General features: G+C 34.1%; 21 protein-coding genes. 14 read left to right on the top strand and 7 right to left on the bottom strand.

Annotated elements, in window-relative coordinates:
- The first annotated feature begins 1 nt into the window (after position 1).
- A complete protein-coding gene (locus ACLMCG_RS09890) occupies positions 2-1,867 on the top strand; it encodes a T9SS type A sorting domain-containing protein (RefSeq protein WP_413960457.1) in 1,866 nt (621 codons plus the stop codon).
- 162 nt (positions 1,868-2,029) lie between these two features.
- The gene (locus ACLMCG_RS09895; RefSeq protein ID WP_413960456.1) at positions 2,030-2,470 is read left to right on the top strand and encodes a YybH family protein; all 441 of its coding nucleotides are present in this window, start codon (positions 2,030-2,032) and stop codon (positions 2,468-2,470) included.
- Positions 2,471-2,472: 2 nt separating this feature from the next.
- On the opposite strand, the gene ACLMCG_RS09900 is transcribed toward ACLMCG_RS09895, so the two are convergent.
- Positions 2,473-3,291, bottom strand: a complete 819-nt coding sequence (locus ACLMCG_RS09900) for a helix-turn-helix domain-containing protein (RefSeq protein ID WP_413960455.1) — start codon at positions 3,289-3,291, stop codon at positions 2,473-2,475.
- A 186-nt stretch (positions 3,292-3,477) separates the two neighbouring features.
- Here ACLMCG_RS09900 and ACLMCG_RS09905 point away from each other — a divergent pair, with 186 nt between their 5' ends.
- Positions 3,478-4,176 (top strand): DUF1826 domain-containing protein, encoded by a 699-nt coding sequence (locus ACLMCG_RS09905; RefSeq protein WP_413960454.1) that lies wholly within the window; start codon positions 3,478-3,480, stop codon positions 4,174-4,176.
- Positions 4,177-4,216: 40 nt separating this feature from the next.
- Here ACLMCG_RS09905 and ACLMCG_RS09910 read toward each other — a convergent pair whose 3' ends face one another.
- Positions 4,217-5,065, bottom strand: a complete 849-nt coding sequence (locus ACLMCG_RS09910) for a sialate O-acetylesterase (RefSeq protein WP_413960453.1) — start codon at positions 5,063-5,065, stop codon at positions 4,217-4,219.
- Positions 5,062-5,622 (bottom strand): TetR/AcrR family transcriptional regulator, encoded by a 561-nt coding sequence (locus ACLMCG_RS09915; protein ID WP_413960452.1) that lies wholly within the window; start codon positions 5,620-5,622, stop codon positions 5,062-5,064. Before ACLMCG_RS09915 ends, ACLMCG_RS09910 begins: the two co-directional genes overlap by 4 nt.
- A gap of 306 nt (positions 5,623-5,928) precedes the next feature.
- Here ACLMCG_RS09915 and ACLMCG_RS09920 point away from each other — a divergent pair, with 306 nt between their 5' ends.
- The 7 genes from ACLMCG_RS09920 to ACLMCG_RS09950 all read left to right on the top strand — a co-directional run bounded on the left by ACLMCG_RS09920 (position 5,929) and on the right by ACLMCG_RS09950 (position 10,618).
- Positions 5,929-6,654 carry a T9SS type A sorting domain-containing protein gene (locus ACLMCG_RS09920; protein WP_413960451.1) on the top strand — a complete coding sequence of 242 codons (726 nt, stop codon included), beginning with the start codon at positions 5,929-5,931 and terminating at the stop codon, positions 6,652-6,654.
- 332 nt (positions 6,655-6,986) lie between these two features.
- Entirely contained in the window at positions 6,987-7,496 is a 510-nt protein-coding gene (locus tag ACLMCG_RS09925; RefSeq protein WP_413960450.1) for a Crp/Fnr family transcriptional regulator, read from the top strand.
- Between the two features lie 142 nt (positions 7,497-7,638).
- The gene (locus tag ACLMCG_RS09930; protein ID WP_413960449.1) at positions 7,639-8,031 is read left to right on the top strand and encodes a Rid family hydrolase; all 393 of its coding nucleotides are present in this window, start codon (positions 7,639-7,641) and stop codon (positions 8,029-8,031) included.
- A gap of 378 nt (positions 8,032-8,409) precedes the next feature.
- Complete coding sequence (locus ACLMCG_RS09935; RefSeq protein WP_413960448.1) at positions 8,410-8,559, top strand: transposase; 150 nt, start codon at positions 8,410-8,412, stop codon at positions 8,557-8,559.
- Positions 8,560-8,571: 12 nt separating this feature from the next.
- Positions 8,572-8,697 (top strand): hypothetical protein, encoded by a 126-nt coding sequence (locus ACLMCG_RS09940; protein WP_413960447.1) that lies wholly within the window; start codon positions 8,572-8,574, stop codon positions 8,695-8,697.
- A gap of 386 nt (positions 8,698-9,083) precedes the next feature.
- The gene (locus tag ACLMCG_RS09945) at positions 9,084-9,392 is read left to right on the top strand and encodes a helix-turn-helix domain-containing protein (protein WP_413960446.1); all 309 of its coding nucleotides are present in this window, start codon (positions 9,084-9,086) and stop codon (positions 9,390-9,392) included.
- Positions 9,389-10,618, top strand: a complete 1,230-nt coding sequence (locus tag ACLMCG_RS09950; RefSeq protein WP_413960445.1) for a type II toxin-antitoxin system HipA family toxin — start codon at positions 9,389-9,391, stop codon at positions 10,616-10,618. The genes ACLMCG_RS09945 and ACLMCG_RS09950 overlap by 4 nt, the downstream gene beginning before the upstream one ends.
- Before the next feature lie 875 nt (positions 10,619-11,493).
- Here the strand turns inward: ACLMCG_RS09950 and ACLMCG_RS09955 are convergent.
- Positions 11,494-12,024 carry a hypothetical protein gene (locus ACLMCG_RS09955; RefSeq protein ID WP_413960444.1) on the bottom strand — a complete coding sequence of 177 codons (531 nt, stop codon included), beginning with the start codon at positions 12,022-12,024 and terminating at the stop codon, positions 11,494-11,496.
- 1,048 nt (positions 12,025-13,072) lie between these two features.
- On the opposite strand from ACLMCG_RS09955, the gene ACLMCG_RS09960 reads away from it, so the two are divergent.
- Together ACLMCG_RS09960 and ACLMCG_RS09965 are read left to right on the top strand one after the other, a co-directional pair.
- Complete coding sequence (locus tag ACLMCG_RS09960) at positions 13,073-15,652, top strand: T9SS-dependent M36 family metallopeptidase (protein ID WP_413960443.1); 2,580 nt, start codon at positions 13,073-13,075, stop codon at positions 15,650-15,652.
- Positions 15,653-16,579: 927 nt separating this feature from the next.
- Complete coding sequence (locus tag ACLMCG_RS09965; RefSeq protein ID WP_413960442.1) at positions 16,580-17,965, top strand: M14-type cytosolic carboxypeptidase; 1,386 nt, start codon at positions 16,580-16,582, stop codon at positions 17,963-17,965.
- 173 nt (positions 17,966-18,138) lie between these two features.
- Here the strand turns inward: ACLMCG_RS09965 and aqpZ are convergent, their stop codons facing one another.
- The 3 genes from aqpZ to ACLMCG_RS09980 all read right to left on the bottom strand — a co-directional run bounded on the left by aqpZ (position 18,139) and on the right by ACLMCG_RS09980 (position 21,122).
- A complete protein-coding gene (gene aqpZ / locus ACLMCG_RS09970) occupies positions 18,139-18,852 on the bottom strand; it encodes an aquaporin Z (protein ID WP_413960629.1) in 714 nt (237 codons plus the stop codon).
- 366 nt (positions 18,853-19,218) lie between these two features.
- Positions 19,219-19,437: a hypothetical protein gene (locus ACLMCG_RS09975; protein WP_413960441.1), complete on the bottom strand. Its 219-nt coding sequence runs from the start codon at positions 19,435-19,437 to the stop codon at positions 19,219-19,221.
- 125 nt (positions 19,438-19,562) lie between these two features.
- Positions 19,563-21,122, bottom strand: coding sequence for a hypothetical protein (locus ACLMCG_RS09980; RefSeq protein WP_413960440.1), 1,560 nt, complete (start codon positions 21,120-21,122; stop codon positions 19,563-19,565).
- A gap of 826 nt (positions 21,123-21,948) precedes the next feature.
- Between ACLMCG_RS09980 and ACLMCG_RS09985 the strand changes: the two genes are divergently transcribed.
- Together ACLMCG_RS09985 and ACLMCG_RS09990 are read left to right on the top strand one after the other, a co-directional pair.
- A complete protein-coding gene (locus ACLMCG_RS09985) occupies positions 21,949-22,620 on the top strand; it encodes a porin family protein (RefSeq protein ID WP_413960439.1) in 672 nt (223 codons plus the stop codon).
- 976 nt (positions 22,621-23,596) lie between these two features.
- Positions 23,597-25,040, top strand: a 1,444-nt coding sequence (locus ACLMCG_RS09990; RefSeq protein WP_413960438.1) for a condensation domain-containing protein, incomplete at its 3' end; no start/stop codon positions are given.

Consider the following 25,040-nt stretch of genomic DNA (forward strand, 5'->3'; position numbering starts at 1 on the left):
TATGATACAATTAAAAAACAAACTGTGGGGACTGCTTCTGATACTGCCGGCATTATCTTTTAGCCAGACTTATCAGTGGCAATGGGGAAAACAGGCCGGAGGAATAACAGGCTCGGCTGATCCCGGGTTTCATTATGTATTTGATGAATCCATAAGGGATATTGTAGTGGATAACAACAACAATACTTATTATCTTGCAACCATGCGTGAGCAGGGACAAAACCTGAATGGTACCTCTGTAAACAATTATGGGCTTAGTGACCTTTTTCTGTTCTCTGCCGATTGTGAAGGGAATATAAGATGGTCCAGACCCATAGGAGGTTCCGGAGACGGAGAAAATGCATGGCATATTAAACTGGATAATAATGGAGGGTTATATATGATGGCTACCATTTATAATAATTCTTATATAGGAGATCCTACTGCCGTTCCAGTGCATTTTGATGACACTCATACATTACCTCTGTATACCCATTATGATCAAACCATAGATCCTGCCCATAAAGCAGCATTTCTTTTGAAATATAATACTTCAGACGGTACATTGGCATGGAGTAAGCCTTTGCAGGGAGATGTTAACTATTCTTCGCGTATGTGTGATGTCCAGATGATGTATATGGATTCTTCCAAAAACATTCATGCTGTTATGGGATTCCGGGCGGGAACTCATCTGAATGGTTTAATTACAGTACCTTCAACATTTACCTCAACCTATCAGTATTATGCAGTTAAGTTTAATTATGATAATGGTAATATGACACCTGCGGCACCTGTGTTTCTTCCTATTACAGGAGATGCAGTATATGCAGTAGGAAGAGAGGGAAAAGTAAATCTGGTATACGATGAAAGCCTGAACCGTTATTATCTTGCAGGAAAGAGAATGGATGCCGGGTTTAGTACCCTGCTTGACCTTTCCTATAATAATGTACCCTTTACGAAAGCTGCTTATTTATTAGCTTTTGACGGAACTACCGGAGCGGAGGTATGGAGAAGAGAAATTAATAATGGTGTTACAAGTACGGATGATGAAATTCATTCCATCATAAAAGATCCTGCGACTTCAGATATCTACATTTCAGGGCGTTATTTCAATGGGATAACAGTGCCTGCAACTTTTGGGAGTTATACTTTCCCTTTAAGAAGTTATGTAGAAGCCGTTCCGTTTGTCATGAAGCTTAATGCTCTTGGCTCGGTACAGTGGGCAAGAACTCCTGAAGGAATGTCCGGTCTTCAGTTTGGATATCGTTTTACGAAAGGAACCCTTGCTGTTAATGGAAATGAAATCGCTTTTGCCAAAGGAAGCTGGTCTGATATCTGGGGCAGTTATACAATGACACGACCTGATGGAGACAGATCAGATCCATTATTGGTTAGACTCAATAAAGATACAGGAGCTGTTTTGGGAACAGGAGAAATCCGCAGTAATTTTAATGTGATAGATGAATTTACGGCAGTTGCTGCAGATAAAGATGGTAATTATGTTGTGGGAGGCTTTTTCCATGACCAATTGTTTACAGATTCTAATGACAATGTCAATACAATGGCTGTCAATGTAGCAGGGGGAAAATCTCAGTCATTTTTTACAAAATATGCTAAATCGGTGTGCAGTCAGATGTCGGTAGAAGAAACAGCTGTTCAGGCAGGAATACAATTATATCCGAATCCTGTTCAGGATGTACTTACAATCAGAAGTAAAGAACCTTTGGTTTCTTATGAAATCTTTGGTGCTGCAGGACAACTGATAAAACAGGGAACTTTGAATTTGATGCAGGAGCAAATAGTATTATCTTCTCTTCAGACAGGAGTATATTACATTAAACTTAAAACAAAATCTTCTACAGTAACAGAAAAAATATTGAAGAAGTAAAAAAAAACAAAACTGAAAATTAATAACCTTATATATAAAGCAGTGTTCTCCAAAAGAGGATGCTGTTTTTTTATAAATGCTTTTGAGTTGAAAAAATAAACTTGTTCGTTATTTTACAATTTTTTGCCCGCAGGAAGTAGTTGCTTTGTATAAAAAATTAAAATGAAAAAGGTACTTATTGTAAGCACACTATTACTGCTTACCTCATGGTCAAATGCTCAGACTACAGATTTGGAAACAGTAAGAAAAACTATTGAAGCCAGTAATGCAATCTACGCTGATCTGGCGAACAAAAATGACGGATCAATTCTAACAAGGTACACAGATGATGCATGTCTGTTTCCGCCCAATGCGATACCGGTTTGCGGAAGAGAGCAGATATCCAATTTCTTTAAGGGTGGCCCTAAGGTACATGTTAAATTTACGATTCAAAACCTGTACGGAGATGGTAAAAAATCGGTCACTGAAGAAAGTTATTACGAAATGACAGATTTAGATGGTAAAAAACTGGACGATGGGAAAGTAATCGTGATCTGGAAAAATACAAAAGAGGGCTGGAAGATGCACCGTGATATGTTCAGCAGCAATCATCCTGCAAAATAAAATCAAAAACCAATATTGACAGCCTGTTGAAGATCCATATCATTTTTAATCAGTGAATGCCTTGAGGCAGAAGGAGTGATGCCTGTAAATTTTCTAAACTCTTTGATAAAATGGGACTGATCATAGTACCCGCAGTCATAAGCTATATTTGTAAGTGATTCCGGAGTGTTGAGAACCATTTGAAGACTTTTGTTAAATCTCATGACAGCCGTAAAAGCAGAAGGACTGATGCCCATATTCATCATATAAAGCTTTTGAATATATCGTTCCGATAATCCTGAATCCTGAGCCAAAGCAGAAAGATCCAATATGTGATGATTCATCAAAAACTGCTGGCTGAGTTCCTGAAGTATTGTGGCTTTCTTTATCCGGGTTTCATTTTTTCTCAGCTGTTGAAGAAAGTATGTCTCCAAAACATTGATTTTTGCATGAAGACTGCCAGTCTGCATGATGCGATCATACAAAGCTCTGTTTTCACTTTTTGCCACATCATACATATCAGTAGCATAGTTTGTGAATTCTGACAAAGGATCAGAAAAGAATAAAGCAGAAGCATATGGATAAATCCGTGCTATCAATACAGAAGTTCCTTGCGCAACGGTAAGCCGGGTGGGAAGAGTGAGATGCCCCAGAAGTTCTATATCCGGAGTATCTTTCCTTTTTCCATTGATAATGGTTGCTGCGGCACCACCGGAAATATTGATGATCAGATCTACATATCCGCTGGGATAAAATACTTCATCCCTGAGATCCTTGTCAATGGTCACAACGGTGTAACTCTTTATGTATGGAGCTAAGCTGGCGGAAGGTGAAATTTGCATAGCTTTGGAGGTGTTAATTCGTTGAGGAATAGTCTCTTCGAAGTTAGGAATAAATATAATATGAAGAGGAAAGAAGAATATCAAATAAAAACTACCATATTAAAAGTACATCTGATTTTTTTGTAATGACGATTTGAGCAACCTATTCCGTATTTTTGCAGACAATTAAACGGTTTATTTCAAAACATGAGCAATATATTTTCTGACAATCAGCAAATAAATGTGGTATCTTCTTTCTCAGAACTTGTCAATACCCATTTTCAGGGAGCTATGAATGCTATTTGCTGGCATCGGAATTTAATGGGGGATTTTAAAGAAATTGTTGCTCAGCTTCAGTTAAATGATGATATAACTGTAGTTTCCGCTCAGGATCTTTTAGCATTGCAATTATCAGAAGAAGGAGATATTGCAAGAAAAATAATCTTAAATGATTTACAGTTATTGACCGATTTTGGAGCATCTCCGGTTCTTAATTTGCTTAAATGTTATGAACGGGATGAAGAACTCGGTTTCATTTCAACAGATGTATATTCATATCATGTAGACCGTTCACCTATCGGAACAGATACTTTTTTATGTACCTATCATGGAACTGCAAGTGATATCATTCCCAATGATCAGGTGGAACAGAAAATTTTGATTACTGAAATCCGCGAACAGTTAAAAGAACTGCACAACGGCCCCGAAGAAGAATTTGAAGACTTCCTCAAAGAATATTTCTTTGATCTTCACTATCAGCCTAAACCTAATGCACAACCAGTAAATTTAGGAGTAGGCCATCTATGGAGAATTGCTGTAGATCATCCGGAGCAGCAGGCGTTGCCGTGTGTTCATAGGGCTCCCATAGAAAACGATGGTGAATATCGGTTGCTGTTGATTTGCTGATATATTACATGCTGAAATAATAAATAAGCAGGGTGTTCTTTTACTCTTGTCCTATGGCTGTTATTTGCATTAAATAATCCTTACCTTCAATATTCCCAAGTGCAAATTCGTGCTCCAGAAGCTTGATTTTTTCTGTTTTGGTATAAGTACGGTTGTAGATTTCATTCAAAATATCATTTTCATCAATGTTGGTCTTCAGAAGGTGTTTTAAGTCACGATAAGCACAATAATATCTGATTCCTAGTAATCTTTGTGAATGCGCATTGAAATGAATGCCATCAGGATTAGGCGTAAGCTCTTTTGCGGTAACAAAATAACAGTTTTCATGAGATTGGGCAAAACCTTCAAGTTCCCGGTTGACCAAAGAATAATACTTGAAATACTGACCCAATATTCCGTTGGGTAAATAATCTCCCAATCCTCCAATGATAAGAGGAACTCCAGGAATATTGAGTTCCTGGCGCAAAGCATCAATAATCTTAGAGAACTTTTCCTGATATTGATCTGCCTTTTCAGGAGAACAGTCACTTTCGCCCTGATGCCATAAAATTCCTTTAATTTTGCTTGTTCGTTGGGCAAGTCTGGCTTGTGAAACGGCATTCTCAAACAGAGCATTTCCTACGGCCCAGTCATCAAGGCAGGTTCCTCCATCAGCACATGGAATCAATCCGATTTCATCCTCTTGATGATCCCGTCTCCAGAAGGCGGCAAATGATGAAGCGAGCCCCACACCCGAACTAGGACGATCAAAATTAATGGGTTCTGACATGATCTGCCATAAGCCATTTCTCAACATTTTAATATGTTCATCAAAAATAAGCGGAACTTCTTTTGCATAACCGCGCCCGGCCATATTGGATTGGCCTATCATTAAAAAAGAATGTATCATTTTTGTTTATTTAATTCCAAGCCTATACTTCTGCTGAATGAATTCCAGGCTAATTTTTTTACTTCATTAGGTGCAATATCTCCCGATCTGTATGCGGTAATGGTTGCCGTGATAACGTTGGTAAACAGAATCCTTATCCATGCTAATGGCAGTTCGCTGTCTATTAATTGTTCCTTTTGCAGAGTTTCTATTGCATTGAATATATCGTTCCTTGTTTTTAAATAATCCTTACTTATTTCAGTGGTATAAGCAGGCTTTATTTCGTTCAGCTTAATTAAAAAAGAATATTTTGTTCCGCTGTCAATACCGGCATATAATAAGTTTTCCAGTTGTATCAAAGGATTGGTAGAGCTGTTAAAAGCATTTATGGCCGCTTCTTCCCAGGCCTTCATCATATTTGAATTACAGGCTTCTAACAATTCGTTTCGGTTTTTAAAGTACCGGTGCAATGTTCTTCGGTTAAGGTTACAGCGTTCTGCAATCTCTTCAAATGTTGCCGAAAAATCCTCATTGAAGACGGATATCGCTGTATCAATAATCTTTTGTTGGGTATTCATTATTTTTTCAATGCCACAAAAATACAACAAATGTCTCGATTTTGAGACATTTAATTTTGGAAATACCTATGGATTGGAAAAGGATATGGGATATTAAATCTACAGTTGTTAAATAAATATAAGCAGATATCAGGAAATCTTTCACACTTATTAATTGTCCTTTTACGATCCGGCTCAGAACTTTCAATTTTACATTATTAAAAAAATCAGAATAGATCTATCATAAAAACAATAACTTAAAATCAGAATAAAATGAAAAAAATTATCCTATTGCTAGCTTTTTTGCTGGTCTGCCAAAATCAATTCATGGCACAAATAATTATTGGTCCCGTAGAAACTTACAAAGCTACCTTTACCAGACACGATGATTATGTTCCGGGAAATATTGCTTATGCCAATACTACCCTTACACTTGAAATAAAAACAGGGGTTACTGCTCCGCAGTTTAATTCATTCCCTCCTAATAGTATAACTTCTAAAGACTATGCTTTTCCTTCATTTGTTACTTCATCTCAGGTTACTTACGTTAAAGTAACTTTTAATGATTTGGTAAGTCCGTCATTATTTAGTGGATACTATCCGCTTTCAACTGTAGTGGGAAGTCATACAACCATTTCAGATCCTAATATGATTGTATATGATCCATACCCCGGAAAATATGGATATGGAGTAGATATTTATTGCAATGCACCAAACCAGTATACCATCAGGGTTACCAAGTTTTTATGTCATATATGTATCCGTCCTCCGGTTTCTAAAAATGGGAATCTTCAAAGTGATAATACAGTATTGGTACCTAATCCAAGCATGGGATTCTCTGAGCTTTACTATACGGCTGCGGATAAAGAAACAATTTCAATCAATGTTGTTGATATCAATGGTAAAGTAGTTAGAGCATACACTACAGATATAGAAGCCGGGCTAAACAAGTTACCTATTGATCTCAAAAATTCTTTGGGAGGTACCTATGTTGTTCAGTGGAAATCCAGCATCGGTAAAAGTGGAACTTTAAAACTAATAAAGAATAAATAGCTATTATTGCTACTTAGTTTTCAACTCCTGCGTTTTGCAGGAGTTTTTTTGATGTTTATTTTACGATAATCTTTTCTGTTTTTCATCTTATTATAAAAAATCTATATAAAAACAATTGGTTCGATGGGGGTCAATAAAGTTTTTTTGTGAAAATCTGAATAAAGATGTGAAAATAATTAGCCATCACGATAGGAAGTAGATCTCTGAATGCCGATGTTTAAAGACTTTTTCCTAATTTGCAGCCGTAAAATAAATTTATGTTTCAAAATATCATTAAAAACATTTCACGATTTGTTAGCCTAACACCAGAAGAGGAAAAAATTTATGAGGATTTGCTGACGCTTCAGAAGTTCCCGAAGAAAACACATCTTTTGCGTGAAGGAGAGATTTGCCAGTTCGAGGGTTTTATAAAAGAGGGTTGTGTGCGAACGTATTATCTTGATGAAAACGGTTTTGAAGTAACACTTCTGTTCGCTGTTGAAGATTGGTGGATTACCGATATTGATTCGTTTAACAGTAAAACTCCCTCAAAGATTTTTATCGAAACTTTGGAAGATACAGAAATTTATATGCTGAATCCGGAAACGAAGGAAGAGTTATTGCAGAAAGTTCCCAAGTTTGAAAGAGCCTTCAGGCTAATGATGCAGAGGTATGTGGTGACACTGCAAAACCGCTTGGTTAATACTATTTCTCAACCTGCAACAGACCGTTATCTGGAATTTATAAGAGTTTATCCAACGATTCCGCAGCGTGTGGCGCAGTATTATATTGCATCCTATCTTGGCGTTTCAAAAGAGTTTGTAAGTACCATAAGGAAGCGTTTAGCGAATAAGCAGAAATAAATCAATACATTTAAAATTATAAAATGTCGGATATGAAAATATTCGACATTTTTTTTCGTCGGAAACACTTTTATTAAACTAGTTAAATTTCTAAGATTTCTTTCTGCTCTACATTTGCCTTATTAATTTAAAATATAAAAAAATGTCACAGGAAAATAAAACAGCAGAAGGCTTTGGAATGCCTTGGGAAGATATCTATGGATACGCACAAGCGGTAAAAAAAGGGAATACAGTATGGATCTCCGGTCAATTGGGTCACAATGATAAAGGTGAACTGGCAGAAGGCATTGATGCGCAGATGAAGCAAACCTATGCGAATATCAAAGAATTATTATCAAGATATGATATGACAATGGAAAATGTGGTAGAAGAAGTGATTTATGCAATGGATATGGCGACTGCGTTTGAAGCAAGAAAAAATTTCAAAACAGAATTTTACAATAATCCTAAATCTGTAGCCAGTACAATGGTTGGAGTAAGCGGGCTTGCATTGCCAGGACAGCTTGTTGAAATTAAAATTATGGCAACGGTATAAGTTTACTATTGAATTTTGTAAAAATCATCATTGATTTGACTGGTACACTACGTTTAAAATATTAGGCTTAGATTATGAAATCTAAGCCTTTTGGTTTGGAGATAAGTTTTACTTCCCAATACAGAAAATGAACCATATTGATAATCAATTAATTGATTAATCTGGGGGACATTTAAAGGACAATCCCTTGACAAACTGATAATTACTAATCCAAAGATAACTTTTTTTTAATATAACCAAAGAGTTTGCGATTTTTATGATTCATTTAATCCTTTCAAGTGAACTTAGTAAAACGCTATTAAAACTCTTTTATTGCTGATATAATTTTAAATATGTTTTTTTAATGGTAGACTTACCTGTTTTTCAGACAGATTAAAAATGTTAAAGTGGTTTGTTATATATTATGAAAAGAGCAAGTTTTCAGAACATCAAATAGTCAATATTCTCAAGGAATGTAAGTCAGGAAAAGCGACAAAGGATATCTGCAGAGAGCATAGGATTTCAGCTACCTTCTATCAATGGAGGTAAAAATACGGAGGTATGGATGCTCAGCACCTTAAAAAGCTAAAGGCTCTTCAAGAAGAAAAAGCCAGTCTAAAGCGGATGTTTGCTGACTTAAGTCATGATCACCGTATCTTAAAAGATATAATTGAAAAAAAGCTCTAAAGCTTTTTTGTGAGCGTAAGGATCTGGTGGATAGTGTTATAGATGGGTAATGGATCAGTATTCATGGAGTATGTAAGATTGTCTGTATGAGTCGAAGTATGTACTACTATGACCACAAAAAGGACGATTAAATAGTTTAATGGATCTGGTTATTAAAAATTTAAATAATATTATTGTTTTTTATGCAAGTTGTAACATGATAATACAGGCTTTTTATCAACACATTTTCAAACATTGTTTATTATAATTTCTAAAATCTTTAAATTGAATTGTTGGAAACAGTAGGACTGTATAATAAATTTGTGAGAAATATTTGCATATTTTTTGTATATTTGTAATACAATAATATTAGTTATGCTTTTATTTAACAAATAAATAATATAATAATGGTATTTATATCTCCAGCGAAAGCACAAAGAAAATTAGCACAAAGTATACGTGATAGAAGATTAGTTTTGGAACTTACTCAAGAGGGGTTAGCTGAGCGATCAGGGGTTGCTTTATCTACCTTAAGGAAATATGAGCAGAAAGGAATCATTTCATTGGATTCGTTTATTAAATTACTTTCTGTAGTTGGTGGATTAGAAGAATTAATAAATAGTCTAGAACCTAATAAAACCAATTTTAAGACAATTGATGATGTCTTAAAAGTAGATGAGAATGCAGTGACAAGGCAAAGGGGTAGAAAAAAATGATTAAAAATATAACAGAAATAAAAGTTGGATTAGACTTTGGTTCCAATGTGCACCCTGTGGGTCGTTTGGCTATTCGAAATAATGTCGTATATTTTGAATATGATGAAAATTTTGTCCAGAATGGATTAGAAATATCACCTTTTCAACTTCCTCTAAAAAGAGGCTTGTATGAACTTCCAAAGGACCCATTTGATGGTTTAGCGGGTGTGTTTGGTGATAGTTTACCGGATGGATGGGGAAGATTGTTATTTGATCGTATGATGCGGGCTAAAGGAATGCTACCATCTGACATTAATCCACTTGACCGTTTAGCACATGTTGGATTATATGGAATGGGGGCTTTGGTTTACGAGCCTGATAGCAGTCCATCATTAGAAGATGAGTTGATTGATTTGGATCAGCTGGCTAATCAAGCAGAAGAAGTTTTGGAAGGAAACTCAGGAGAAATACTTAAAGAGCTTCTGGCTTTAAATGGATCTTCTGCAGGAGCGAGACCTAAAGCACTTATTGGCGTTGATGCTGAGCGAAAAAATATTTCCTACGGAGCAAGAAAGCTAAGTGAAAGTTTTGAACACTGGTTAGTTAAATTTCCTAATTCACAAGACGGGTTAGACTCGGGAGCTACAGAATATGTGTATGCTTTGATGGCTAAAGAGTCCGGTATAGATATGCCAGATATACATTTATTTCCTTCTCAAAAGGGTAACGGTTACTTTGCGGTAAAACGTTTTGATAGGGATGGAGATAGGAGATTGCATATGCATACAGTAGCCGGTTTGACACATGTTAATTTTAGATATCCATCGCTTGATTATGAGGATCTTTTGGGGTTGACAGCTACTTTAACTAAAGATGCAAGAGAAATTGAGAAGATGTATCGTTTGGCAGTTTTTAATATTCTTGCAAATAATCGTGATGATCATGCCAAAAATTTTAGTTTTTTAATGGATGAGGATGGAGAATGGAAATTATCACCAGCTTACGATCTTACTTTTTCCAGTGGACCTGGTGGAGAGCAAAGTATGATGGTAATGGGAGAGGGACGAAATATAGAACTTAAACATCTTATAAAATTGGGAGAGGAAGCAAAGCTTTCAAAAACAGTAATAAAAAATATTATTGAGCAAACAAAATATGCATTAAACCAATGGCAAAACTTATCTAATGAATATGGAGTTACCAAATCAAATATTGAATTGATACATCGGATGATAACTAGGTTATAATATATGTCATAATTATAGTTATATAGTTAGGTGGCAATATCTTAAATATATCAATAGTGATAATAGATTAAATTTAGACAATTATCTATTTGAATGTATCAAGATCGAAAAAATATTCGAAGTAAATAGGCCGGCTGTCTTTAGTTGACCCCATTTGGTTGTTTGCGATTCAAGACGGGGTTATCTTTAAATACTTTTATAGATGATTTAGTAGTGCACCTTCAGTGAATGTCACGTTGTCTGCTGCATTAATTATATTTCTCCATAGAGCATATTCAAACCGATTGGGGAACGTATTTTTTAATTACTCCTTCCAATATAAACTGCATGAACATTTTATTAAATACAGGCCCATAAAACCCAGATCCCCTCATTTAAATGGAAGGGAAGTAAAAATCAAGTAAACTGATAAATCAGAATTCTGTTCACTACTCGATCTATCTGATCCAAATCTTGATTTAAATGTTTTAACTATTGAATGGCAAGAATTTTACAATAAGAAAAGATCATATTCTTCTTTGAATAGAAAAATGCCTTGGGAGAAATTACAGTCGTTGGAGCATCTTATTTCTATCCAGCCTGATATTATTGTGAAATTTTAGAATTCGGATGAAGAAATATTACCTAAGAATTATAAAGTATTTAAGTTATATAAAACAAAAAAATACTAATTTTATTCTCAAAGCCTAAGAGGAAGTAGGCTCGGCTGGGGACCAACCTCTACCAGCAATAAGCTTTTAGATATACGGAAAAGGGAGACCGGGAAGGCCTCCTCTTTTTATTTCCAGTATCTTCTATGGCTAAGAAAACCTCTCTTACTTTATAGCGAATCTATTGTTATAGCACAACAAATAATTGAAAACACTTAATTTTTATTACTGTCTTTTCATATAGGTTTTATTCCCGTTTTTATTGATATAATATTTACCACCTCTAGGACCTGTCAATATTTCTTCACCATTGGGACCTTTTAAAGTTCGGTCTACGGTAGGTCTATAATCCTTTGTAGTGTTTATGTTTGAAATACTTGGTCTATTAATAGTTTGAGTCTGTGTTGGAGTGACCACTGTTTTTTCTTTTACTGTATTGTAACGTTTATCGGGTGTGCCATCCTTCTTTAATTTAATACTACCTGTATTTGAAGTTGTTGTTACTTGAGGTGCATATCGTTTATCCGGTGTCCCATCTTTTTTTAGCACTGTATTGGGAGCGGTAGTTACATTATCAGATATAACTGTTGAGGCTTTAGAGGTATAGCGTTTATCCGGTGTGCCATCTTTTTTTAGTTTGACAGCAGATGCTGTTTCCTTTTTGACTTTTGTTTCAGTGGGTGTTGTAATTGTTTGCGCAATACTTAAATTGACGCAAAAGGCCATAATGCCTATCAATAATAATAGTTTTTTCATGGTTTTTATATATGTTGGGTTTTATAGATTATTGAAAGATTTAGTTAAGTAACTCGAATATCTGTTAATCTCTGCTAAAATATCACCATACCGATCATGAAATAAACCTAGATTCAATACCTTTAACTTTATATTGTATGAAATGATATATTAGGTATTCTTTAAAAGATTTATTCCAAATTTAAAAAAGATATTTTTCATATTTCACTTAATGGTAGTAATATTATCACTAGTTAAATGTAGTTTTATTGCTAATTAATTAGCGCCTATACTGAATAATACCGATTTGTTAATATGAATTATCCTTAGCTAGGTAGTATAACTTAAGAAATAGGCAAAGAACTTAGTAAGAAATGCCGAACTTTCATCACATTTTCCAAGATAAATTCAGCTACGACTTTTTTGTACTGCGAAAGTTCCTTTTCTAGCTCTTTCATTTTCGAGAATTGCTGCAAACCCAATCCGTCATATTTGCTCTTCTATTTGTAAAAGTTCGGTTGGCTAATATTGTACATTCAGTAAATCTCATTAGCTGCTTTACCTTGATTTTGTTCAGATAAAATATTCATAATCTGAACTATGAAAATAGTAAATTTTCATAGTCTCCAAAATTTAAAAACTATATTTTATGTGCTAATGTTTTTAGGGAAGATTACAACTCAATATTCTAAAAGGTAAGTAGTGTAATGATTATTTTACATTTAAATCTAAATAAAACTATATTGTTTTTGTGGGTTGTGTGGTGTATATGCTTATGTTTGTAAGATACATTCAAGAGGATATATTTCAAGTTTAATCATTATGTAATTTCTCAGAAAGTTGTATGACAAGAATTAAGTGTACTATTCAAACAATATATCACTCTCAGTAATGTACATATATGATGACAACAAAAAACTGAAGATAGGGCCGATTTATTTTTGACCAACTATGACATCAAATACAGCAAAAATCTTGTTTTGATGTCACTGTTTCTACTTTTATTATCACTTTATGAGATATGTTAATTTATGTGACATATTTTTTTCTTCTTATAAATACAAACAATATGGAAAAGAAAAAATTACCTCTGCTGCTATATGCAGTTTTATTATTTCTATCTAATGATTTGTTTTCTCAGAATAATGAAGACCTAATAAGAAGTTATATATCAAGTAATAAGCTTAAAGAGTTTAAAAAAACGGATCTTGCCAACTTCATTATTGAGAATGTAGACCGATCAAAATCATTGAATGGAAGTGTTGTTAAATTCCGGCAAGTTTATAATGGAATTCCTATATACAGCTCTGTCGGAACAGTTTTCATAAGGGATAATAATATCCTTTACTATACGGATAATTTTATTAAGGACTACCAAGGAAGTGTTTCTGAACCCAGAAAAATCACTGACAAGAAAAGTATCTTGCAAACAATAGCAGATACCTTTAAAAAGCCAGAAATCAGAAATTATACCCTGCTTGGTTTTTATGATTCCAGCTCTGGGAGCAATAATATAGTAAGAGAAAGGCAGGTTTATGCAATACACAATAATACACTCATCGCGTGTCATGAATTATTAATGTCCGAGCCAGGAACTTCTAATTACTGGAACATATTAGTGGATGCAGATAAGGGTAATATTATTAGTAAGATCAATTTGGCATCCTATTGTAATTTCAACACTGATGCATATTCCCATGACTTTGCAGGTAGTAAAAATAAATCTTTTGTTTTTAATGAGCTGCAATATCAATGGTCCAATTTATGGACACCGGATCATGCTTCCTATAATGTATTTAAATTACCTGTAGAGGCTCCTACCTTTGGCAATAGGACGCTGACCAATGACCCATGGATTCTCACTGCTTCCCCCGAAGGATGGCATTCTGACGGGACTAATCATTATACGATTACTAAGGGAAATAATGTGTATGCTTATGTTCGTAATGAAATTGCTGACTATTCACCCGACGGAGGGACCTCAAGAATCTTTGATTACCCATTTAATATCAATGGGACTTCTTTGGATAATCGTGATGCTGCTATTACCAATTTATTTTACCTCAATAATAAAGTTCACGATATTTTTTATCAGTTTGGCTTTACGGAATCGGCAAGGAATTTTCAGCAAAATAATTTTAGTAATGGAGGAATTGGAAATGATTATGTATTGGCAGAAGCACAAAGTGATGAAGGTATGAACAATGCTGTTTTTTTTCCTACCCCTGATGGGATCAAACCCACGATGAAAATGTTTTTATGGTCTCCCATTAAAAAATTATACTATAACACACCACCTCAAGCAACAACAAGGGTGCCGATAGCCAAGGCTGCTTCTTTTGGCCCCGTTTTAAATAATATAGGAGTTACCGGAGATATTCAGTCAGTTCCTGTGGCCAATGGTTGCACGGCACTATCAGCCGGTTCACTTACTAATAAAATTGCATTAATAAAAGGGTTGACGATGTCAGAAATTCAGCAAAACCCTCCGTGTACATTTACCACCAAAGTAAAGAATATACAAAATGCAGGTGCTATAGGTGCTATAATATATGAAGATCCCGCTTTCGAGAACATAGGCTTTTTTGGTGATGATAATACCATAACAATACCTTCAGTATTAATAAAAAACTCTGAAGGAGAATATATTAAGAACTTGTTGCAGGCTGGGACAACCGTAAATATAACTTTAAAAAGCGGTACAGGAGATACTGCTCCGGATGGCAGCTTTGACAGTGGAATTATGAGCCACGAATTTGGTCATGGAGTTTCCAATAGGTTAACTGGTACAGGATATAATTGTTTGGAAACAAGCGAAAGTCAGGAACAAATGGGTGAAGGATGGTCAGATTTTTTTGCATTGATGTTAACCAATACACAGAACAGCAGTGCGTCGGTTCCAAGAGGTTTAGGTACTTATATAATCGGAGAGCCAACTACAGGCAATGGAGGCCGTCCGGCCAGATATTCTCCGGATTTCGCCATTAATAATTATACCTATGGAGATACCAATGGCATGCCGGATGGACATTCTATAGGTTTTGTCTGGGCTACAATGCTATGGGATCTTCATTGGAAATATGTGGAAAAATATGGCTATTCAGCCGATCTGACAGCCAACACTACCAATGGTAGTACAAGAGTTATGCAACTAGTTATGGATGCTTTGAAACTTCAGGCCTGTAATCCAACATTTATTGATGGAAGAGATGCAATTCTTGCTGCTGATCAAGCGACCACTGGTGGGATAGATAAGTGTATGATCTGGAAAGCTTTTGCTAAAAGAGGATTAGGGGTCAATGCTTCTGCGGGAAGTAAAACAGATATTAATGATCAGACAGAAGATTTTACTGTTCCCTCTGTGTGTAATTCATTAGAATCTAAAGAGTCAAATGTAAGTAAAACTGGAATTACTCTTTATCCAAACCCTGCTAAAAATGAATTCTTTATCAATTTTTCCGATCATATATTAGGAAAAGTCAATATTGAAATTTTTGATATGTCAGGTAAATTGATGTATACTGAAAATAAAGTACCACCAGATACAAAGAAGGCGATATCTACAATGGGCTGGGAAAATGGGACTTATATGATTACTATAAAAGGATTAGGTTTTGAAACTGTACATAAGGTTATAGTGAATAAATAAATTGTTGTCGCAATTTAAAGAAGTATAAAAAAAATAGGGGATCAGATGTCATTTTGATCTCCTGTTTTGTTGTTTAGTTCCTACTGGTTACTGAGTTGTATTTGATTTAACATCATTAGGTTACAATCGGCTGGATAATAAACCTTTTACAGCCTTTGGCCAAGCATTTAGGTGCTGAAAAGCTGTTTTTGCAGCAAATTAAGTGCTTGGCTGCTGCACCTGTGGAATTAATGGTATCATTAGGTTTAATACCAGATGTTTTTGAAGTCGATAATAGCTCTAAATCGTCTATTAAGGTACTTCCTTATTAGATTATAGTGTAGTATATAATTTACAAAATTTTAATTATTTATATTGAATTTTGTGAATTGTAGTTATTGTAATATATGGTTTGCTATATAAAACTACATTGTTTGTGTTTTCTGTAATAAGAATGTATGTTATTTTTGTAAAAATTGATCCTTGAAGTCAGATAAAAGCATTATGGTATATGATCTGAAAGGAGGTGGGAAGAGCAGCAAACCCACATTTAAAAAGATATAATCTTTTTTTGAATTAATGAAGTTGCTTTAAATACATGACAAATATGAAAAAAAAAGATGAGTACCAACACTATATTGGTATGAGCAAGCAGCAAATACTCATAGAGATGAGTAATCAAACCAATTACTATATGGCCAACAGATGGATATATCATATTAATACAAATTGGCTTGGGAAAAAGACGATTTTAATTCTTTTTTTTAGAAAAGATGTTGTCCATAAAATAAGGATAAGAAGAACATATAGAAAAATAATATTCCAGACACTATATTATGTTTGATTATTGCGGCAATAAGAGAATGTGCTAAAAAGTATATTGAATAATAAGGCTTAAAAAATAATATAAGTTATAGTTTTTCAAGTCTAATAAATATATTATCAGTTATGAAAAAAGAACAATTTTTATGGGTTTCTCTTTTTTTTCTTATTTATAGCTGCTCCCAGAATACAATCAGTGAACAGGAAAATAAGAAAACATGTAATGGGCTTTGTTTTAGTACTGATTTTGAATCGGGAAGTATTGGGAAGGTAACCCGAATTTCTCAGGATGTATGGTCTCTTGACCTTAAAAATGATAATAGCAATTCTTCTTTACCAGACTCATATCGTACTTGGTGGAATGTAAAGATAGAGTACATTCCGAGCTCAGGAGCCAAATTAAGGTTTACTAAATTAGGATTTCCTTACTATTTTGTTCCGGTATTCTCTACCAATGGTAAAGACTGGAAACACTTTCCGGAATCCGCTGTAAAGCAAATTGATCCAGCAACTATTGAGGTATCTTTATCCGGAGATCAATCTTCATTATGGATTGCCAGAACTTTTCCTTATACAACTAAGGATTATAAGGAGTATCGGGATTCCATCGCTGTAAATCCTAATGTAAAAATCAGCTCTTTAGGAAATAGCCCTTTCAAGAATACTTCAATAGAATTATTAACAATAACAAACACAAATCAAAATCCTGATAAGAAAACAATTTGGATTCATGCCAGAACGCATGCAGCAGAAGTGGGAAGCTCTTACGTATTGGAAGGTCTTATCAATACTATCCTTTCCGAAAGTAGTTTAGGAGCTGATCTTCGTCAAAAATATATATTTAAAATTGTACCGATGCATAATCCTGATGGTATTATTCTGGGAAATTATAGAACCAATGGTTCGAGTACCAATTTGGAAGGGCAATGGCTTTTTGATAAAACTACGCTAAATCCCATATATCTCCAGGATAGTGCACCCGTAGAAAACAAATTCCTGAATAAAAATGCAATGTCAGCAGTAGTAGTAGATCAGGTACATCCGGTTGTATTAGCATTAAATTTACATTCCAGTAATAGCGATATTAATACACCAGCTTTCTTCTTTCCTCACTTTGGGCCTGGAAACAATTATGATAGTCGGCAACAGAATCTATGGAATAAGCAAATAAACTTTATTCAAACTGTAGCCAGTTTTTATAATGGCAGAATAGAAGCTCCTCCGACAGATGGAGGAAATAACTTCCTTAACACCTACTTTCCTGAAACGTGGTTTTGGTACAATAAAAGGGATCTAGTTAATGCGATTACTTTAGAAACAACTTATAGTAAAGCAGGGTATGATTATTGGGTGACCCCTAAAGAATGGAAACAACTTGGAGTTGCTTTAGCCCATGCTATCAATAACAGTAATTTCCACAGGGCAAATTTGAATAGTAATGACAGATCAATGTTTAAATCACCTTCTACAATGACAAAAGAACAATTGCAAAAGCTTGAAATCAATCATTAATTATCACGTGTTTTTACTAAAATTTTGATAATCATCTCATGTGGTATAGCGGTTATCTTGTACCGCGGATCGATATATCTTTATATAAAAAGAAAGAGTACTGTAATCTGCAGGGCTCTTTCTTTTATATTGTTTATACTTTGAAAGGTTAATTTATTTTTTGCGGAATTTTATCAGTTTATTTCCCGAGAATCCCTCTGAAGTAAAAACTTATAGATCAATCCTCCTACAATTCCCCCCAAAATGGGTGCTACCCAGAAAAGCCAGAGCTGTGATATGGCAAGTCCTCCGGTAAAAATAGCCTGTGAAAGCGATCTTGCAGGATTTACGGATGTATTTGTAATTGGAATAGAGATCAGGTGGATTAAAGTTAAGGCTAGACCAATAGCAATACCTGCAAATTTACCATCAGCCCACTTTTCTGTAGCTCCTATGATCACAATAAGAAAAAGTGCCGTTAATAAAAACTCGGCCAGAAATGCTGATCCCATACTAAAAGCTTTTCCATTGTATACAGGTACATCGTAAAAGTTGGTTGCAAAAGCTCCTGGTTGTGAAAAGTCGAGTGTGCCGGCACCATTCAGTATCGTATACAGGCATCCTGCAGCTGCAATTGCTCCAATACACTGAGCTCCGATGTAAGGAACCAGTTCTTTGGCAGAAAACCTGCCACTTGCTAAAAGTCCGAATGAAACTGCGGGATTGAAATGTCCGCCGGAAATATGACCTACAGCATAGGCCATTGTGAGAACAGTAAGACCAAAAGCTAAAGAAACTCCTAAAAGTCCAATCCCAATGTCGGGAACAGCGACAGCAAAAACAGCACTACCACAACCTCCAAAAACGAGCCAGAATGTGCCGAAAAATTCAGCTAAAAGTTTTTTTATCATGTTATTAATTTTTAGTGTAAATCAAATGTAGAATTTAAATTTTAAATTAAAATAGTAAGTTATGTAGTTTAAAATTGGTTTTATATTAGTTTTTATACTATGCTTGTGGCTTTTAATATAGGAGGATCTTATGAGTAATGTAGAATTTTGTGCAAATAAATCGTATTATTTTTTTGAATATATAAGATTAAGATAAAGACCAGAAAGTTATTTCATCGAAGAGATGTAGAAATAATCTTAATGTAAACAAATAGCAGAGAATATTTTTATATGGTTGTGTTGTTTTTTATTTGAATTAATTTCTATGTAAAGCTAGTTTTCTGTTTAATCTATTATTTGAAACTTAAGAATCTTGCTATAATTTTAAATACCACCTAATATTTCAAAGAAATAGCTATAAACGGTACCATTTGTATTGGTAACTCTTAATTCCCCATTATCTTGATCTATACTAATTTTGGTTGTGCCGAGATTAGAATTAACCCAACTGATGCTGGTGTCTGTACGGGTAAATGATTTTGGATTTCCATCATAGCCTTTTATTGTGACATCAACAATAGTATTAAGATGGTTATAATCCATTCCAATTATGGTAAAATCTCCATAAGTGTAGGCTGCTGCTCTTCCGTTATTTGTATCATCACTATGATCAACATAATGTACAAATCGAATTCTTGCAATTAAATTTGTTCTGGGGAAAGTTGCTATCAGAGCATTTCCTCCAGGTCTATATCCTCCAGAGACTCTTGTATAACCATTGGGAGCATAACGAATAGTTCCATCTGCAGTGCTGGCATAAAGGGGTTCATTAGTCCCCCCATTAACCTGTTGGGAATATTGTCAGCTACGGTTTGGCTTATTCGTGCAGTTCCTTCTATATCCATTGTTTTTTTTGGTGATGTGGTTCCTATGCCCAGATTTCCAGCTGAGCTTAAAACCATTGCAGGATCCTTGTCTTTAGCAGATCCGGCATGAAACTGAAGAATAGCAGAACTTACTCCCAATCCATAAAAATTAGTTCCGCCTGGGCTATTATATACTGCCATCTTTTTTCCCAGTACATCATTGGAAGTGCTTCCTAAATCAGTACCTAAATCTAATATGTTAGTTGGTGTAGTGGTCCCTATACCCACTTTCCCTGAAGAGCTTAATACCATTCCGGGGGATTTAGCAGCAGTGGATCCGGCATGGAATTGAAGTAGGTCAGTACTGCTGCCTAATCCATAAAAATCAGTTCCCTGTGCATTATTATACACCGCCAACTTTTTGCTGAGTACGTCTGTTGCACTAGTCCCCAGGTAGGGTCCCAGATCTAATATGTTATTGGGAGTATTTGTTCCGATACCCACTTTTCCTGAAGAATTCAAGACCATTGCAGGTGCTTTGTCTGCAGCAGATCCGGCATGAAATTGAAGAATAGCAGAACTTACTCCCAATCCATAGAAACTAGTTCCAGCTGTGTTATTGTATATTGCAAGCTTTTTCCCTAGTACATCATTAGGAGAGCTTCCAATTTCATACCCAAGGTCTAATATGTTATTCGGTGTAGTTGTTCTGATACCCACTTTTCCTGAAGAACTTAAAACCATTCCCGGAGAGATAGTAGGTGCGGAACCTGCATGAAATTGCAGGATTCCTGAATTAACTCCCAGACCATAAAAATCAGTTCCAGCTGGATTGTTATATACAGCGAATTTTTTTCCCAATATATCGCTAGGTGTGGTTGCAATATATGGACCGAGATCCAGTAAATGATTGGGAGTAGTAGTTCCGATTCCTATATTTCCAATAGGATTTATACGAAGCCGTTCTCCATTGGAAGTTCTGAATATTAAATCGCTTAATAATGTAGTTCCATTTCCACGGTAATAGGAATTTATGGAAGATCCTGTTGAAATATTTAATGTACCAGCTGTTCTTGGACTGAAATAGATTGAGCCAATAACATCATTAGGAACCAGATCCGATGGAGCAGCTGAAGTCCCATTGGATGAATGCAAGATAATTGCTGGTCCGTTTGATGTTCCGAATCCTTTAAAAGAATACTGATCTCCCGAAACATTCTCAATATTATTGGTAATAGATTTGATAGGATTTATCGTTATGGGAATTGCATCTTCTTCGTGTTTTTTACCGGAAGGGTTAGGAGCTACTTTGGATTTGTTTTCTTTACTATTTGCTTTCTTTGGTTGAGAAACATTTGTTTGAGCTTGTGCAGCGGTTAAAGAGCAAACCAGAATACACAGAAAGGCTGATCTTTTTTTCATGGTTATGGTTATTTGTCGTTATAATTGAAGAGTAATATCTTAAAGATATTTTCATGATGTAAAAGCTCTAAATATCTGTATTACTTAATAATTATCGGTAAAGTAGAATCGTTTCGTTAATTACAAAATAATCCGATATTTATATTTGATCTGAATAAAATATTCCTGAATAACACAGGTTACAGGCGAACAGAGATCTTCAGACAATTACGTCATCCTATCAACGTTAGTCCATATCATAAATTTAGCCACAAAATCATTAGCTGAAAAATATAAATGTGTAGTTTTTTGATTAATTATTTGTAGTTTTTTAATTACATAATCAAGGGAATCAATAGAATCATACAACAACCGGCAGTTATAATAAAGTACTTAAAATAGGGTAAGTTCTGAACGTTATATTATATAAATCGACAAATAAATTATATAAAATATAACTTCTATGCAGTTTGATACTACAGTTTTCAATGGCTCTTGTTTTACTACAACAGTAAATCAGCCTTTACATAGATTGGCTCAATCAAGCTTTATTAGTTATAAAACTACATTAAATTAGTGATAATATGATTGGTGTTCAGTAGAATAAGTAAAGATATCTGTTTACATTTGTCACGTCTCTTTAAAGAATTTTCTACATTATTGTTTCATACTGTAGATATTTATGTTTTTAATGATCCGGCATGGCCACACAATTGCCGGATCTCTTTTATATCAGGACAATAGTGCCAGTATTTCAAATTTAAGATATAGTCAATTATGTTATTTATTATCTCTTAATATTGAAGAGGCAGTGAACATTTTCAAAAACAATATAAAACCACAGCACATGAAAAAACATTTATTATTCTCAGCTTTAATTCTTTCTGGTTTGTCTTTTGCCCAGGTGCAATTGAAAAACACAAGATTTGGCCTTACGGCAGGTGTAAATTATTCAAGAATAGCAAATGCCCACAATCCCTCTGGTGCAAGATATACTTTTCAGGGAGGTGTTTTGGCTATGATACCGATGGGAAAAACTAACCAATTCTTTATACAACCCGAAGTTTTGTACTATGGTGCAGGAGAAACCGGGAAAGATAAAGATGCTAAAGGAAAAGATGGTTATGATGCAGTATATGCCAATAACTATCTGAGTGTACCACTTTATTTCAAAGGATACTTTTCAGAATCTGAGTCTGAATTCTTTGGATTGATAGGTCCTAGATTTAATTTTTTAGTAAATCAGAATGTGAAAAATGCTCCTGCCGGGAGACCTTACTACGATCCTGATGTTACTGATCCAAAACAGCCTGCAGGTGTAAATGGTAAAGCTAAGAGCTTCAACTGGGGACTTGGATTAGGAGTAGGATATAGTTACAAGAGACAAGTTGAATTGGTTTTAAGATATGATTTAGGATTCTCAGATACATATCCGGGTCTTGTAAATGAAATCGGGGGTAATGATAGTAAAAAGTCGGAACAGGTGATAGCCTTAACTTTAAATTATATATTCAAATAGATAATATTCAAAATATAGAAAATCCCGGAGAATGAAGTTCTCCGGGATTTTTATGCAATATACTAAAGACTTGCGCTTACGTTTGCGGCAAAAATTTTACTTTCCATTATCCATATTGGAAAATATCTTAAAAACAAAATATGACTGTCTCACTTTGAGACAGTCCTATTGGTAATTAAAATAAAACTTATGTATAAATACGTCAACTCTAAGAGTTAAAAAAAACGGCAATGGGATTGGTAATTTGCATTGCCGTACAATAGTTTAAAAAATAACTTAAAAAAAACACTTTAAAAAGGATATTAAATGGTATGACCCATTCTAATATAGATTTTCTTATTTATTAAATATTTTTATGATCATATCATTTGAAATATTATTAAAAACAATTTACTAAAAACCTTTGCACATACGTTATACATAAACATACCTTTTAGGTATCATGTAGTAAGCCAAGTGCTGGAATAATTTTATCCCCATCAATGTAATAATTAACCTACATTTCAATATTTCTTTAATCAGTTTCTCTAGTAGGATTATATACAAAAATACGTTCTTATCATTTAATTAGTTATTAATCATCAATAGTATTATCACTAATTTAATGTAGTTTTTTCACTAGCACATGGTGTCTCTTTAGTATTTCTAATATTTCTTTGAAAGTATATAAAAAGTGTTGAGCAATTAAATATTTATAGATATTATTCTTGATGTATTGCAATATAAAACTACATGTTATTGATTATCAATGCGGTATTAGTGTGTTAGATTTACATTTGAAAAAAGAATAATTTTTATCATCATCTCTAAATTATCAACGAATGGTAAATATATATTGATGAAAGTGATACTCATCTTATTAATAATAATTCTTCTTTTATTACACTAATAATCATTAAAACATAACTAACAAAAAGATAAATGCAGAAAAGTATCTGTTATTCAGGAGAGGTAATGTGTATTTAATATTCTTATTATGATGAAGCAAGAATTTTTATTAAAACTGACACCCTATCAGGAAGTTTTTTATGACAAGTGGAAATTGAGTCCTTTAAACGGTGATTCCCATATTATTTTAGATCAAACCTTCTCAGGAGCTATTGATATTGAAAGGCTCAATATAAGTCTGATAAGATTTGTTAATCATAATTTATTAGTTAATAGTAATATAATAAATGTAGATGGAGAGCTATTTTGGAAAAGTAGAAGTCTAATACCCGATACAGCTTCGTTACTTATATTGCTTTCTAATCAGACTGATCCTGATGAACTTTTAAAATTTGTATTAAAGCCATTTGATCTTGAAAATGAACAACTGTCAAGATTTTATATTATAAAACAGGATGATGAAAAATACCGGATAATTTATGTGTTTTCCAGTATTCTTATAGATCGGTTGACGGATAATTTTCTTTATAGTGAATTGAGTAAATATTATAACAATACCAGTTATGTCAATCCTTTAAGTCTTTCCCAGCAGACAAACTTACTTGATGAATTGAACAGGGAGATTAGGAGTATATTGGATAATGGAAAGGAAGTAATTTCTGATTTTTGGAAAAAATATTTAACAAATATAGAAAATCCGGGGTTTAGGTTTTTGGAAATATATAGTAATAAGTCTGTAAATCATTGTATTTCATTAGCTGAGATCAGCTTTGTTTTTTCTGAAGAAGTACTTTCCAGAATAAAATTATTAACGGAAACTTATAAACTGACTCCTTATGCTTATGGACAGCTCATATTGGCGGTTTTACTCCATCGAATCTCTGGAGTTAATCATCTGATTATTAATTATCCAGTAAGTATTAAAAAACAGCAAGACTATATTTTAGGATCGCATGTTAATACTATTGTTAAAGGATATTATTTTTCTTCTGATAGCAGGCTTAAGGATCTGATTAATCAAAATGTAGACTATCTCAATAATTTATGGGATACCAAAGCGGATTATTTACCAGTATCGGATCTCATAAAGTACGCTTCAAGACCTGATATTCTGGAGTTTAATTTTTCCCAGGCCAGCTTTAAGAATCTTTTTATTAACTATGAAGGTATTACTGATATAAGAGTTAATCAGGAATTGAGTCCGAATATAGTTGGTAAGATTTCTATTGAACAGGAAATTAAAGATGGGATACTTCACTATAAGGTGGTATACAATAGCTCTCAACTTAATTCCGAACTGGTTACAAACTTTATAGAGCTTTATAAAAATTTATTTGTCTGTATTCTGGATGATTTATTGAATAATAAAACTAATCGTCTAATTTCAGGATATCATTTATTGAATTATGAAATGCATCATCAAATGATCCATTCCCAGAATAATACGGTAAATTATTATGACAGAGAAGTTACGGTTCATGGATTATTTGAGGATCAGGCTTTCAGGACGCCTGATCTTACAGCACTGGTGT

Source organism: Chryseobacterium sp. S90 (genome assembly GCF_047444895.1).
In the GTDB taxonomy this organism is placed as follows: Bacteria; Bacteroidota; Bacteroidia; order Flavobacteriales; family Weeksellaceae; genus Chryseobacterium.